The sequence below is a fragment of the Paenarthrobacter sp. PH39-S1 genome, assembly GCF_030063245.1.
GTDB lineage: Bacteria > Actinomycetota > Actinomycetes > Actinomycetales > Micrococcaceae > Arthrobacter_M.
This window is the reverse complement of the sequence record NZ_JASISR010000012.1, coordinates 82,266-96,488: the sequence shown is the minus strand read 5'-3', so window position 1 is coordinate 96,488 and position 14,223 is coordinate 82,266. Positions and strand designations below refer to the sequence as shown.

Annotated in this window: 10 protein-coding genes; all 10 read left to right on the top strand. The window is 67.0% G+C overall.

From position 1 onward, the window contains the following. The first annotated feature begins 28 nt into the window (after positions 1 to 28). Complete coding sequence (gene hisI / locus QMG52_RS09695) at positions 29 to 436, top strand: phosphoribosyl-AMP cyclohydrolase (RefSeq protein WP_283560204.1); 408 nt, start codon at positions 29 to 31, stop codon at positions 434 to 436. Between the two features lie 133 nt (positions 437 to 569). After that, positions 570 to 2,153 (top strand): anthranilate synthase component I, encoded by a 1,584-nt coding sequence (locus tag QMG52_RS09690; protein ID WP_283560236.1) that lies wholly within the window; start codon positions 570 to 572, stop codon positions 2,151 to 2,153. Next, complete coding sequence (locus QMG52_RS09685; protein WP_283560203.1) at positions 2,150 to 2,947, top strand: Trp biosynthesis-associated membrane protein; 798 nt, start codon at positions 2,150 to 2,152, stop codon at positions 2,945 to 2,947. Before QMG52_RS09690 ends, QMG52_RS09685 begins: the two co-directional genes overlap by 4 nt. Positions 2,948 to 3,047: 100 nt before the next feature. Further along, positions 3,048 to 3,332: an HGxxPAAW family protein gene (locus QMG52_RS09680; RefSeq protein WP_283560202.1), complete on the top strand. Its 285-nt coding sequence runs from the start codon at positions 3,048 to 3,050 to the stop codon at positions 3,330 to 3,332. A gap of 2 nt (positions 3,333 to 3,334) precedes the next feature. Further along, positions 3,335 to 4,180, top strand: a complete 846-nt coding sequence (trpC, locus tag QMG52_RS09675) for an indole-3-glycerol phosphate synthase TrpC (RefSeq protein ID WP_283560201.1) — start codon at positions 3,335 to 3,337, stop codon at positions 4,178 to 4,180. A gap of 91 nt (positions 4,181 to 4,271) precedes the next feature. After that, positions 4,272 to 5,687, top strand: a complete 1,416-nt coding sequence (gene trpB / locus QMG52_RS09670; RefSeq protein ID WP_283560200.1) for a tryptophan synthase subunit beta — start codon at positions 4,272 to 4,274, stop codon at positions 5,685 to 5,687. Positions 5,688 to 5,689: 2 nt separating this feature from the next. After that, positions 5,690 to 6,505: a tryptophan synthase subunit alpha gene (trpA, locus tag QMG52_RS09665; protein ID WP_283560235.1), complete on the top strand. Its 816-nt coding sequence runs from the start codon at positions 5,690 to 5,692 to the stop codon at positions 6,503 to 6,505. Positions 6,506 to 6,509: 4 nt separating this feature from the next. After that, entirely contained in the window at positions 6,510 to 7,721 is a 1,212-nt protein-coding gene (gene lgt / locus QMG52_RS09660) for a prolipoprotein diacylglyceryl transferase (RefSeq protein ID WP_283560199.1), read from the top strand. Positions 7,722 to 8,068: 347 nt separating this feature from the next. Further along, the gene (gltB, locus tag QMG52_RS09655) at positions 8,069 to 12,676 is read left to right on the top strand and encodes a glutamate synthase large subunit (protein ID WP_283560234.1); all 4,608 of its coding nucleotides are present in this window, start codon (positions 8,069 to 8,071) and stop codon (positions 12,674 to 12,676) included. Further along, positions 12,669 to 14,126 carry a glutamate synthase subunit beta gene (locus tag QMG52_RS09650; RefSeq protein WP_283560198.1) on the top strand — a complete coding sequence of 486 codons (1,458 nt, stop codon included), beginning with the start codon at positions 12,669 to 12,671 and terminating at the stop codon, positions 14,124 to 14,126. The genes gltB and QMG52_RS09650 overlap by 8 nt, the downstream gene beginning before the upstream one ends. Positions 14,127 to 14,223 lie beyond the last annotated feature (97 nt).

The window sequence follows — 14,223 nt, the reverse complement described above, 5'->3', positions numbered from 1 at the left end:
TTACGCCAGCGGCACTAGAATTGGGGTGATGTCTGAGCAGCCGAACCCCCCGTCCTCTTCCACCACTATTACCGGGTCAGCCCGGGAATCCGCCCTCCCCGCCCCTATCGCATCCCGGCTTAAGCGTGACCCGGCCGGCCTGGTGGCCGCTGTCATCCAGCAGTTCGACACCCGTGAGGTCCTGATGTTGGGCTGGATGGACGACGAGGCCCTGCACCGGACCCTGACGTCCGGTCGGGTGACGTTCTACTCCCGGTCCCGGCAGGAGTACTGGCGCAAGGGCGATACGTCCGGCCACCTGCAGCAGGTCAAGTCGGTCGCGCTCGACTGCGACGGCGACGCACTGCTGATCGCTGTGGATCAGGTCGGTGCGGCCTGCCACACCGGAACCCGGAGCTGCTTCGACGGCCGGGACCTGGGCGCCGTCACCGGCTGACCCGGCGGACGCGCACCAGCGTGCGCCCGCCGTCAAACGCTTCCGGTGTGCGGCAGCTCCGGCCGGCACCTCTGAGCCGGCGTCAGGTCCTTTTTTTAGCGTCAACCCTACTCACGGAAAGTCAATGAACTCCATGCAGGATCTAGGCGTGATCAGCCCGACCCTTGACGAATTCCGCCTGCTGGCGCAGACGCGGCGGGTGATCCCGGTGCGGCTGAAGGTCCTGGCCGACGCCGAGACGCCCATCGGGCTGTACCGCAAGCTGGCGGACGGGGAGCCCGGCACCTTCCTGATGGAGTCGGCAGCCGCGGGCGGTGTCTGGTCGCGCTATTCGTTTATCGGCGTCCGCTCGCGCGCAACCTTGACGACGGACGACGGCGCCGCCTGCTGGCTGGGGGACGCTCCCGTGGGCGTCCCGCTGGATGGCAACCCGGTGGAAGCCGTGCGGGCGACCATCGAGGAATTGCGCACCGAGCGGTTTGAGGGGCTGCCGCCGTTCACCTCCGGGCTGGTGGGGTTTGTGGGCTGGGAATCCGTCCGGCACTGGGAGAAACTGGTCTCGCCGCCGGACGATGACCTTCACCTGCCCGAGCTGGCCCTGAATCTGGTCGCGGACATGGCGGTGCACGACAACGCCGAGGGCACCGTGATGCTGATTGCGAATGCGATCAACTACGACGGCACCACCGACCGGGTGGACGAGGCCTGGCACGACGCCGTGGCCCGGGTGAACGTGTTGCTCCAGCGGATCAGCACCCCGGTGCTGCAGCCCGTCTCGGTGATGAACACGCAGGATGCGGTCCCGTTCGCGGACGGGGTCCAGCAGAGCTGGGCCGAGACGGACTACCTGGCCGCCATTGACCGCGGCAAGGAGGCCATCGTGGAGGGCGAGGTCTTCCAGGTGGTCATCTCGCGCCGCTTCGAGATGGCATGCGGCGCCTCCGCGCTGGATGTGTACCGGGTGCTGCGCAACACCAATCCGAGCCCGTATATGTACCTCTTCAGCTTCGAGGATGCCAAGGGCCGGGCCTTCTCCATCGTCGGCTCGTCGCCGGAATCACTGGTCACGGTGACCGGGGACGAGGTCATTACGCACCCGATCGCCGGTTCACGGCCGCGTGGCAGGACGGTCGAGGCGGACAAGGTTATGGCCGAAGAACTTCTGGCGGATGCCAAGGAGCGTGCCGAGCATCTGATGCTGGTGGATCTGGCCCGGAACGACATTTCCAAGGTCTGCGTGCCCGGCACCGTGGACGTCACGCAGTTCATGGAGGTGGAGAAATTCAGCCACATCATGCACCTGGTCTCCACCGTCGTCGGCCGTCTCGACCCGGAACGGACGGCCTACGACGTGCTGGCCGCGACCTTCCCGGCCGGAACGCTCTCCGGGGCGCCCAAGCCGCGGGCGCTGCGGTTGCTCGATGAACTGGAGCCGCACCGCCGCGGCATTTACGGCGGAGTGGTGGGGTACTTGGACTTCGCCGGCGACATGGACATGGCGATCGCCATCCGTTCCGCCCTGCTGCGTGACGGACGGGCGTATGTCCAATCCGGTGGCGGAATCGTGGCGGATTCGGACAATGCCACCGAGGCGCAGGAATCGGTGAACAAGGCCGCGGCGCCGCTGCGCGCAGTGCACGCCGCCTCCTCGCTGCAGACCATCGCCGCGGACTTCAGCCACGCCGCGTTCAACACCGCGCACGGACTCCGCTCATGAGTGAAACAGCTGGGAATAACCCCGTCCACTTCGGGCCCGAAAGCGGCATGCGGCCCAACCGTAGGCCGCCCAACCGCAAGCGGCCCGGAAACCAAGGCAGCGGGCGGTTCAGACGCAAGTCCACCCTGATTATGCTCGCAGTGGTCGGCGCGCTGGTGGTGTTTGGCAGCACGACGCAGACCTGGGTGCAGGTGAAACTTGGCGAAGGCGTGGTGCAGCAGGCAGACCTGAACGTTCCCGGCAGTAAGGCGGCGACGGCGGTGACCGCCTTGGCGCTTGTGGCCTTGGCAGGTGCACTGGCGGCATCCATCGCCGGGCGGATTTCCCGGGTGGTGGCCGCCATCATCATCTTCCTTGGTGCCGCCGGCATCGTGGTCTCCGCGCTCGCCGTCGTGCTCAACCCGCAGGCAGCGGCGGCCGGCCCGGTCGGCACGGCCACCGGCGTTACCGGCCAAAATTCCGACGTCACGACGACGGTGTTCCCGCTGATAGCCGTCGCGGCCGCCGTCGTTCTCGGTTTTGCCGCCGTGCTGATCGCCTGGCTGGGCCGGTCCTGGAACCAGCGGACCAAATACGACGCCGCCGCCGGCCGGGCAGCAGCGGGAACCGGAACCGGCGCAGCCGCAGCGAATACCGCCGGCGGAACGGCAGGTGGCCTGGAAACGTCCCACGGGACGGCAGGGGGCAGCCTGGAAACGGACGGCAGGACAGCTGCCGGCCCGGAGCATGCCGAGCCGCTGGATGACATCGACAGCTGGGATCAGCTCAGCCGCGGCGACGACCCCACATCCTGAGATGACGCGGGGGCCGCGGCCTGGGAACCGGGCGGGGGAACTAATGGCAGAATGTAGGCAGTATCCATTTCGGGGAGATTCAGCGTGAGGGAGATTTAGCATGAGCAACAACAGCGCCAGCACGGGCGAGACCGCCGCAGCGACGCAGGACGTGGATCATTCCATTGAAGTGGGCCACGGCAACAGCCCCGCAGCGTGGACCACGGTTGCCGTCATGCTGGTGGGCGCCGCCATCAGCTGTGTTGGCTTCGTCCTGGGCAAGGAAGCCACCGTGCTGTTCATTGTCGGCGTTGTGATCATGGTGCTCGGACTGGGCGTCGGATACGGCATGCGTGCTGCCGGCTATGGTGTCGGAGGCAGCAAGCTCAAGAACGACGGCCACTAGGCATGAGCGTTCTCGACGACATCATCGCCGGAGTCCGGGAGGATCTCCAGGCGCGCCGGCAGGTGGTCGGTCTGGGACGGCTGCAGGAGCTGATTGCGTCCCGGCCGCCGGCGCTGGACGCGTGGGCCGCACTGGGCGGAGACGATTCCCCGCGCGCCGCCCTGAAAATCATCGCCGAGGTCAAGCGCCGCAGCCCGTCCAAGGGGGCGCTGGCCGAGATTGCGGATCCGGCGTCCTTGGCGCGCAGCTATGCCGACGGCGGCGCCGCGGTGATCAGCGTGCTCACCGAACAGCGCCGGTTCGGTGGCTCGCTGGCGGATCTCGATGCGGTGCGTGCCGCCGTCAACATCCCACTGCTGCGCAAGGATTTCACCTGCGACCCGTACCAGATCTGGGAAGCGCGGGCGCACGGGGCGGATCTGATCCTGCTGATCGTCGCTGCCCTGACCGACGGTGAACTGAGCGAATTCCTGGCGCTGGGCCATGAGCTGGGCATGAACGTGCTGGTGGAAACCCATACCAGCGAGGAAGTCCGGCGCGCCGTGGCCGCCGGGGCGCGGATCATCGGCGTGAATGTCCGCAACCTCAAAACGCTGGACGTGGACCGCTCCGTGTTCGGCGCGCTGGCCGGGCTCATTCCGGCCGGCGCCATCATCGTGGCGGAATCGGGTGTCCGTAATACCGACGACGTCCGCCACTATGCGTCGCATGGGGCCAACGCCGTGCTGGTCGGCGAGGCGCTGGTCAGCGATGCCGCCCCGCGGGAACGGATCGGCGCGTTCACCGCGGCCGGTGCCGCGGCCGTCAGCGCCGCGGGCCTGGCCAGCGCCGACGAGGCCGTCCGCTAGCCGGCCGGTACCCCCCCATGCCCGGCCTCCTCGCACCTCCGGACCGATGACATTCACACGCACTTACTTTTAGAACAGGATGGTGGGAACGATGGCCACTACGCCGGCAGCTTCGGCCCAGGACGGGCCAGCCGATGCGTTTCTCAGCGGAGCAAAGGGAACGGGTCCCGGACACGAGAGCCTGCGCCATGCGCCCGGGCCTTACTTCGGCAGCTACGGCGGCCGCTGGATGCCCGAATCCCTGATCGCCGCCCTCGATGAGCTGGAAGACACCTTCGAGAAGGCCAAGATCGACCCCGATTTTCTGGCCCGGATCGCGGACCTGAACAAGAACTATTCCGGCCGGCCCTCGCTGCTGACCGAGGCGAAGCGCTTCGCCGCCCATGCCGGCGGGGCCCGGGTCTTCCTCAAGCGTGAAGACCTGAACCACACCGGCTCGCACAAGATCAACAATGTGATCGGGCAGGCGCTGTTGGCCCAGCGGATGGGCAAGACGCGGGTGATCGCGGAAACCGGCGCCGGCCAGCACGGCGTGGCCAGTGCGACGGCGGCGGCCCTGTTGGGGCTCGAATGCGTCGTCTACATGGGGGCGGAGGACTGCCGCCGGCAGGCGCTGAACGTGGCGAGGATGCGATTGCTCGGAGCCACCGTCGTCCCGGTGACCAACGGTTCCCAGACTTTGAAGGACGCCATCAACGATGCGCTCCGCGACTGGGTTGCCAACGTCGACACCACGCACTACCTGCTCGGCACGGCAGCCGGTGCGCACCCGTTCCCCGCCATGGTCAGGTTCTTCCACGAGGTGATCGGCGAGGAGGCCCGCGGGCAGATCCTGGAGCAGACCGGCCGGTTGCCCGACGCCGTCTGCGCCTGCATCGGCGGCGGCTCCAACGCGATCGGCATATTCCACGGCTTCCTCGACGACCCTGACGTGAAGATCTACGGCTTTGAGGCCGGCGGCGAGGGCGTTGAATCGGGACGCCACGCCGCCACCATTACCCTCGGCCGGCCCGGCGTGCTGCACGGCGCGCGCTCGTACCTGATGCAGGACGACGACGGTCAGACCATCGAATCGCACTCCATCTCCGCCGGCCTGGACTATCCGGGCGTGGGTCCCGAACATGCCTATCTCGCCGACATCGGCCGGGTCAGCTACGAACCGATCACCGACGCCGAGGCGATGGAGGCCTTCCGGCTGCTGTGCCGCACCGAGGGGATCATTCCCGCGATCGAATCCGCCCATGCCCTGGCTGGGGCCATGAAGGTCGGCCAGCGGCTGACGGCCGGCACAAATAATGCGGAGGAGACCATCATCGTGGTCAACCTGTCCGGGCGGGGGGACAAGGACGTGGAGACAGCTGCGGCCTGGTTCGACCTGCTGGATGCCTCCACCGCGGCGGAGGCCGCGGTGGAAGCGGTCAACCGGGCAACCGATGCCGGGCCCGACGCCGGATCGCCCCGTAATGACGCCGGCGAGGACGAAGCCCACGGATGGACTGGAGAATGAGCATGGATCTGAGGGCCGGAAGCAAGAGCGCCGCCGCCATTGACCGCGCCAGGGCACAGGGCCGCGCCGCGCTGATCTGCTACATCCCCGCAGGCTACCCGGACGTGCAGAGCACCATCGATGCCGGCATCGCGCTGGCACGCAACGGTGCGGACCTTATCGAAATCGGCATCCCGTACTCCGATCCGGTGATGGACGGTGCCGTGATCCAGGCGGCGACCACCGAGGCCATCGCCAACGGTTTCCGCGTTTCCAGTGTCTTTGACATCGTCGCGGCCATTACGGCGGCCACCGACGCCGCCGTGCTGGTGATGACCTACTGGAACCCCGTCCTGCGCCTGGGCGTGGACGAGTTTGCCCGCCGGCTGGCCGATGCCGGGGGAGCGGGTCTGATTACGCCCGACCTCATACCGGACGAGGCCGCCGAATGGCTGGCCGCCTCGGACAAGTACGGGCTGGACCGCGTCTTCCTGGTGGCACCGTCCTCCACACCCGAACGGCTAACCCGCACCGTCGCGGCAAGCCGCGGCTTTGTCTACGCCGTCTCAATCATGGGCGTCACCGGCACCCGGACGGCCGTGAGCAGCAGCGCGGAGAAACTGGTGGCGAACACCCTCGCGGCGGGAGCGGACCGGGTCTGCGTCGGCCTGGGCGTGAGCACCGCGGACCAGGTCCGTGAAATCGCAGCCTATGCCGACGGTGTCATCGTCGGCACCGCACTCGTGGCCGCCCTGCGTGACGGCGGCGTTCCCGCCCTGGCTGACCTGACCAAAGAACTGAGTTCCGGGCTGCGGCCCGCCGGCACGGAAGCTGACTGACCCGATGAGAAATGCGTTTGAGACCGCTCTGACGGCGCTGCCGGCCAGCATTCCGGCCCCGGGCTGGTCCGGATTCGATATTCCGCTCCCGATGGGAACCCTCCGGATCCACGCCTACGCGCTGTGCATCCTGGTCGGCATCATCGCGGCGACGGTCCTGACGCACATCCGCTGGACCCGACGGCACGCGCCGGTAGGGTCCATTTGGGACATCGCCATCTGGGCCATCCCCTTCGGCATCATCGGCGGCCGGCTCTATCACGTCTTTTCCTCCCCGGACGCATACTTCGGCCCGCACTTCGACGGCACAGGAAACCTCTGGCTGATTCCGCAGATCTGGCTCGGCGGCCTCGGAATCTGGGGCGCCGTCGTCCTCGGTGTACTGGGCGCCTGGATCGGTTGCCGGCGCTCCGGGGTCAAGCTGACCGCGTTCGTCGACGCCGCGGCACCAGGCCTGCTGCTGGCGCAGGCACTGGGACGCTGGGGAAACTACTTCAACCAGGAACTCTTCGGCGCCCCCACCACGTTGCCCTGGGGGTTGCAGGTCGACCCGTCCAACGCTAACTTCCCGGCCGGATATGCCGCCGATACGCTGTTCCACCCGACATTTCTGTATGAGTCCATCTGGAACCTGGTCGGGGTGGCGCTCCTGCTCCTGCTGGACCGCCGCTTCCATTTCCGCCGCGGACGGCTGTTCTGGCTTTATGCGATGTACTACACCCTGGGCCGGGTCTGGATCGAGCTGCTGCGCATCGACGACGCGGAGCAGATCACTTTCTTCGGGATCACCACACGGCTGAATGTGTGGACCAGCATCCTGGTCCTCGTGGTATCCACGGTGATCTTCCTGGCCCTGACATTTGCCAAGGCCAAGCCGGATAATGACTCGGTGCTGCTCGCGGGCAGTAAACGCTCCAGGACCGGGGAAGACGGCGGCGGGCCCGGTACCGAGGACGACGGCGGCGGGCCCGGTACCGAGGACGACGGCAGGTCCGGTACAGCGGACGACGACGCCGGGACCGGGGCCGCCGCCGGCAGGGCCGGTACCGACGGTGCCGCACCTGTCCAGAATGCGGACAACTTGTCCAGCAGCGGCGAAGAGACCCCAGCGCGTGATAATCTCGCGGGTACCGGCGGGGAGAAAATCGCCGGTACCAAAGTGCCGGGACAGGGCGGATCATCCAGCTGGCCTGCCGGTACTGAGGGAAAGCGCTGACAGCACCGGGTTATCGCCCGGAATGGTCCGTACCACGATGACGTGGGAACAACTGGCGCGGCCGATGGAATCAAGAGCATCCGCCGTCGCTCCAGCGGTGTCAGCTGGCACTTGGTGTCCGTTAGAACATCTGTGAATGCTGTCATATAATTTCCACAAGTAAATCTGCGGGCGGTTCTGTGCCGTCCGTTGCTCAGGGCCAATGTTGTCCCCTCCGTACGCTCAATCAGGGGGAAGGACAGATCGCAATGATTCGTATCCCAAACGGAACCGATCCGGCAGCGGCAACCGAACCGGCGTCCGCGCCGCTGGCAGCTGTGCAGTCACCTTTCCGGCGTTTCGCCACCATGCCGCCCGCTCAGGGCCTTTACCATCCGGAGCAGGAAAAGGACGCCTGCGGACTGGCCATCGTGGCCACGCTGCGCGGCGAACCGGACCACGACATCGTGGACGCCGCCCTGACCGCCCTGCGCAACCTGGAACACCGTGGGGCCGTCGGGGCCGACGAAGGCACCGGCGACGGTGCGGGACTGCTGACGCAGATCCCGGACGAGTTCTTCCGCGCCGTCACCACCTTCACCCTCCCGCCCGCCGGACATTACGCCGTCGGCATCGCGTTTCTGCCGCCGGAAGCGGCCGAAGCCAGACTCGCCCGGAGTGGCCTCGAAGCGCTGGCTACCGACGAGGGGCTGACCGTGCTCGGCTGGCGCGACGTGCCCATTGTGGAGGGTCTGGTCGGTTCCATGGCCAAGGCCTGCATGCCCCGGTTTGTCCAGCTTTTCCTGGCGCTGCCGGAGCATGCCGCCGCCCCGGCGGATCACCAAGAGCATAATTCCCCGAAGCCGAGTCACCATGAGCCGAGTCACCCGGAGCCCAGGCACCCGGACGACAGGACGCTGGACGCCAAGGCGTTCCGGCTGCGCAAGCGCGCGCAGAACAAATTCGGTGTATACTTCCCGTCGCTGTCCTCGCGCACCATTGTTTACAAGGGCATGCTGACCACCGCGCAGCTCGAGCCGTTTTACCCGGACCTCTCGGACAGCCGGTTTAAGACCAGGCTCGGGATTGTGCACTCGCGCTTTTCCACCAACACCTTCCCGTCCTGGCCGCTGGCGCAGCCGTTCCGCACCATCGCGCACAATGGCGAGATCAACACCGTCAAGGGCAACCGGAACTGGATGCGCGCGCGCCAGTCCACGCTGAGCCACCCGCTGCTGGGTGACAATCCCGAAGACCTGTTCCCTATCTGCACGCCGGGCGCTTCGGACTCGGCATCCTTCGACGAGGTCGCGGAGCTGCTTTGGCTGGCCGGGCGTCCCATCACTCAGGCCATCATGATGATGCTTCCGGAGGCCTGGGAAAACCACGCCACCATGGATCCCGCGCGCCGGGCTTTCTACGAATACCACTCGATGCTGATGGAGCCGTGGGACGGGCCGGCCGCAGTGTCCTTCACGGACGGAACCGTGGTCGGGGCCACGCTGGACCGCAACGGTCTGCGCCCGGGCCGGTACTGGATCACCGAGGACGGGTTGGTCATTTTTGCCTCCGAGGTGGGTGTGATCGACATCGAGCCCGCCAAGGTGGTCAAGAAGGGCCGCGTCTCACCCGGGAAGATGTTCCTGGTGGACACGGATGCCGGGCGCGTCATCTCTGATTCGGAAATCAAGAGCGAACTCGCCGCCGCCAACCCGTGGGGTGACTGGGTGCGGGAGAACGTCATCAAGCTGGCGGACCTGCCGGAGCGTGAGCACGTGGTCCACACGCCTGCCTCGGTCAACCACCGCCAGCGCACCTTCGGCTACACGCAGGAGGAACTGCGCATCCTGATCGGCCCGATGGCCCGCACCGGCGCCGAACCGCTGGGCGCGATGGGGTCCGATACCCCGATCGCCGTGCTGTCCAAGCGGCCCCGGCTGCTCTTCGATTACTTTGTCCAGTCCTTTGCCCAGGTCACCAACCCGCCGCTGGACGCGATCCGCGAAGAGCTGGTCACCTCGCTGAATTCGACGATTGGTCCGCAGGGCAACCTGCTCTCGCTTGCCGAGGTGCGCCAGCCGCAGCTGGCCCTGCCGTTCCCGGTGATCAACAACGACGAGCTGGCCAAGATCGCCAATATTGAAAACGCCGCAGGGGACCGGGTGGCCGTGAAGGTCCGCGGTCTGTACAAGCCCGACGGCGGCGAGGCCGCGCTGCGTGCCCGGCTGGCGGAAATCTGTGAGCAGGTCTCCGGCGCGATCAACCGCGGCGTGCAGTACGTCGTGCTCTCGGACCGCGATTCCAGCGCGCAGTGGGCTCCCATCCCGTCGCTGCTGCTGCTCAGCGCGGTGCACCATCACCTGCTGCGCAGTGCCAACCGCACCAAAACCGCTCTGGTGGTGGAGGCCGGTGACGTCCGCGAGGTGCATCACGTGGCGGTCCTGGTCGGCTACGGCGCCGCCGCGGTGAACCCGTACCTGGCGATGGAAAGCGTCGAGGAGCTGATCCGCAACGGCGACATCACCGGGGTGAGCGCCGAGGCGGGCGTCTACAACCTGATCAAGGGTCTCGGCAAGGGCGTGCTGAAGATCATGTCAAAGATGGGCATCTCCACGGTGGCCTCCTACTGCGGGGCGCAGACCTTCGAGGCGCTCGGCGTATCCCAGGACCTCGTGGACGAGTTCTTCGCCGGCACAACCTCCCAGCTTGGCGGGATCGGGCTGGGTGTGATCGCCGCGGAGGTGGCCGCACGCCATGCCATGGCCTACCCGGCGGACGGCGTCGAAGACCCGCACCGCCCCCTGCTCAACGGCGGCGAATACCAGTGGCGCCGCGAGGGCGAGCCGCACCTGTTCAACCCCGACACCGTGTTCCGGCTGCAGCACGCCACCCGCGAACGCCGCTACGACATTTTCAAGCAGTACACCGCCGGCATCGACGACCAGTCCAAGAACCTGATGACCCTGCGCGGACTGCTGAAGTTCAAGGAAGGAGTGCGCCCGGCGGTCCCGATCGACGAGGTGGAATCCGTCGCCAGCATCGTCAAGCGCTTCTCCACCGGAGCGATGAGCTACGGCTCCATTTCGCAGGAGGCGCACGAGACGCTGGCCATCGCGATGAACCGGCTCGGCGCCAAGTCCAACACCGGCGAGGGCGGCGAGGACGTTGACCGGCTGCTGGATCCGGAACGCCGCTCGGCCATCAAGCAGGTTGCCTCGGGGCGCTTCGGCGTCACCAGCCTGTACCTGACCAACGCCACGGACATCCAGATCAAAATGGCGCAGGGAGCCAAGCCCGGTGAGGGCGGCCAGCTGATGGCGCAAAAGGTCTACCCGTGGGTGGCCAGCACCCGGCACTCCACGCCCGGCGTCGGGCTGATTTCGCCGCCGCCGCACCACGACATTTACTCGATCGAAGACCTGGCGCAGCTGATCTACGACTGCAAACGCGCCAACCCCGCCGCCCGCGTGCACGTCAAGCTGGTCTCCGAGATCGGGATCGGCACGGTGGCCGCCGGTGTGACCAAGGCCAAGGCCGACGTCGTCCTGGTTTCCGGGCATGACGGCGGCACCGGCGCCAGCCCGCTGAACTCGCTCAAGCACGCCGGGGTTCCGTGGGAACTGGGCCTGGCGGAGACGCAGCAGACGCTGATGCTCAATGGGCTGCGCGACCGCGTGGTGGTGCAGGTGGACGGCCAGCTCAAGACCGGCCGGGATGTGGTGATCGCGGCGCTGCTCGGTGCCGAGGAATACGGTTTCGCCACCGCTCCGCTGGTGGTCTCCGGCTGCGTCATGATGCGCGTCTGCCATCTGGATACCTGTCCGGTGGGCGTGGCCACGCAAAATCCTGAGCTGCGCCGCCGGTTCACCGGCAAGCCAGAATTTGTGGTCAACTTCTTCGAGTTCCTGGCCCAGGAGGTCCGCGAAATCCTCGCCGGACTGGGCTTCCGCAGCCTGCAGGAGGCGATCGGCCACGCCGACACGCTGAACGCCCAGGAAGCCATCAGCCACTGGAAGGCGTCGGGGCTGGACTTGGATCCGATCCTGGCGGGCATGGACTTCGACTCCGACGCGCCGCTGCGCAATCTGGTGCCGCAGAACCACGAACTGGACAAGCACTTTGACCAGCAGCTGATCACCATGAGCGCCGAGGCGCTCAGCGACCGGATCCCGGTGAAAATCTCAGTCAAGGTGGTCAACACGGACCGCTCCGTAGGCACCATGCTCGGTCATGAGGTGACGAAAAGATTCGGCATCGACGTGCTGGGCCAGGACACCATTGACGTCACATTGACCGGCCAGGCCGGCCAGTCGCTGGGCGCCTTCCTGCCCGCCGGCGTCACCCTGCGGCTCTTTGGCGACTCCAACGACTACGTCGGCAAGGGGCTATCCGGTGGCCGGATCACGGTTCGACCGGACCGCACGAACGTCTTCCCCGCCGAGGACAACGTCATTGCCGGCAACGTGATCGGCTACGGCGCCACCAGCGGGGAAATGTTCCTGCGCGGCCAGGTCGGGGAGCGGTTCCTGGTGCGCAACTCCGGTGCCACCGCCGTCGTCGAAGGCGTGGGCGATCACGGCTGTGAATACATGACCGGCGGCCAGGCCCTGATCCTGGGACGGACCGGACGCAATTTTGGCGCCGGCATGTCCGGGGGGACGGCGTACGTGCTGGATCTGCAGCCGGCCAAGGTGAACAAACAAAGCCTGGACTCGGGGGAGCTGACGCTGCTTGAACTGGACGCCGAGGACCGCACCCTGGTCCATGCCCTGCTGGTGCGGCACCGCGAAGAAACGGATTCCGCCGTCGCGGCGCGGCTGCTGGAGGATTTTGCCGCCACCGCCGCCCGGATCACCAAGGTACTTCCGCGGGACTACGCCGCCGTACTGCAAACGCGCCTGGACGCCGCCAACGAGGGTCTTGACCCCGACGGGGACGCCGTCTGGCAGAGAATTCTGGAGGTTACCGGTGGCTGATCCACGGGGATTTTTGAAGGTCCGCGAACGCGTCACACAACCGCGCCGGCCGGTGCCGGTGCGCATCATGGACTGGAAGGAAGTCTATGAGGCACAGGAGAAGGGCGTGCTGCGCAGCCAGGCCGGCCGCTGCATGGACTGCGGCGTGCCGTTCTGCCATCAGGGCTGCCCGCTGGGCAACCTGATTCCGGAATGGAACGACCTGATCCGGCGGGACAAGGGCGAGGAGGCCGTCGAGCGGCTGCACGCGACCAACAACTTCCCGGAGTTCACCGGCCGGCTCTGCCCCGCGCCGTGCGAGTCCTCCTGCGTGCTGGGCATCAATCAGCCCGCCGTGACCATCAAGCAGGTCGAAGTATCGATCATCGAGCAGGCCTTTGACCACGACTGGGTCAAGCCGCTGCCGCCGGCACGGCTGACCGGCAAAACCGTGGCCGTGATCGGCTCCGGGCCGGCCGGGCTGGCCGCGGCACAGCAGTTGACCCGCGCCGGGCACACCGTGGCGGTCTACGAACGCGACGACCGGATCGGCGGCCTGCTGCGCTATGGCATTCCCGATTTCAAGATGGAAAAGCACTATCTGGACCGCCGGATCGAGCAGATGACGGCAGAGGGCACGCGCTTCCGTCCCGGCGTCGAGGTGGGCACTGACGTTTCCTGGGAACAGCTGCGCCGCCGTTACGACGCCGTCGTCATCGCCACCGGCTCCACCGTGCCGCGGGACCTGGACATCCCGGGCCGGGAGCTGACCGGCGTGCACTTCGCGATGGACTACCTGGTCCAGGCAAACCGCGTGGTGGCCGGGGACGCCGTGGCGGACCAGATCGACGCCGTCGGCAAACACGTGGTGATTCTGGGCGGCGGCGATACCGGCGCAGACTGCCTCGGGACCGCGCACCGCCAGCAGGCGGCCTCCATCACCACCTTGGCCATCGGGCAGCAGCCTCCGCTGGAGCGCGCCGCGCACCAGCCCTGGCCCACCTTTCCCACCCTGTTCGAGGTGGCCGCCGCGCACGAGGAAGGCGGCGAGCGGACCTACCTTGCCTCCACGGTGGAATTTGAGGGCACGGACGGCGTGCTGACGGCCATCAAGATCGCGGAGACCGAGTTCGTCAACGGCCGCCGAGTACCCAAGGCCGGCACCGAGCGCGAAATTCCCGCCGACCTGGTCTTCCTCTCGCTCGGTTACACCGGTCCGGAACCGGCAGGCATCACCGAGCAGATCAAGGCCGAATTTGACCGCCGCGGCAACGTGGTCCGCGACGGGTACTACATGACCGGTACCGAGGGAGTCTTCGTCGCCGGCGACGCCGGACGCGGACAGTCCCTGATTGTCTGGGCGATCGCCGAAGGCAGATCCTGTGCGGCCGCGGTGGATCAGTTCCTGTGCGGCCAGACACTGCTCCCCGCGCCGGTCGCGCCGACCGACGTCGCGGTCAGCGTCCTGTAGCGGGGCCGGCGCCGCCGCCACGAGGTGGCTGCTGCAATGGGGGCGAATTCACCAACTGTTAATTTTGACAAGATTGTTAGCCGAAGAACTCCATTAG

Bases quoted from the DNA above. Each gene is read 5' to 3' on its own strand.
- trpC (WP_283560201.1), top strand. From the start codon at position 3,335: ATGAGCGTTCTCGACGACATCATCGCCGGAGTCCGGGAGGATCTCCAG.
- gltB (WP_283560234.1), top strand. From the start codon at position 8,069: ATGCCGCCCGCTCAGGGCCTTTACCATCCGGAGCAGGAAAAGGACGCC.
- QMG52_RS09685 (WP_283560203.1), top strand. From the start codon at position 2,150: ATGAGTGAAACAGCTGGGAATAACCCCGTCCACTTCGGGCCCGAAAGC.
- lgt (WP_283560199.1), top strand. From the start codon at position 6,510: ATGAGAAATGCGTTTGAGACCGCTCTGACGGCGCTGCCGGCCAGCATT.
- hisI (WP_283560204.1), top strand. From the start codon at position 29: ATGTCTGAGCAGCCGAACCCCCCGTCCTCTTCCACCACTATTACCGGG.
- QMG52_RS09680 (WP_283560202.1), top strand. From the start codon at position 3,048: ATGAGCAACAACAGCGCCAGCACGGGCGAGACCGCCGCAGCGACGCAG.
- trpB (WP_283560200.1), top strand. From the start codon at position 4,272: ATGGCCACTACGCCGGCAGCTTCGGCCCAGGACGGGCCAGCCGATGCG.
- trpA (WP_283560235.1), top strand. From the start codon at position 5,690: ATGGATCTGAGGGCCGGAAGCAAGAGCGCCGCCGCCATTGACCGCGCC.
- QMG52_RS09690 (WP_283560236.1), top strand. From the start codon at position 570: ATGCAGGATCTAGGCGTGATCAGCCCGACCCTTGACGAATTCCGCCTG.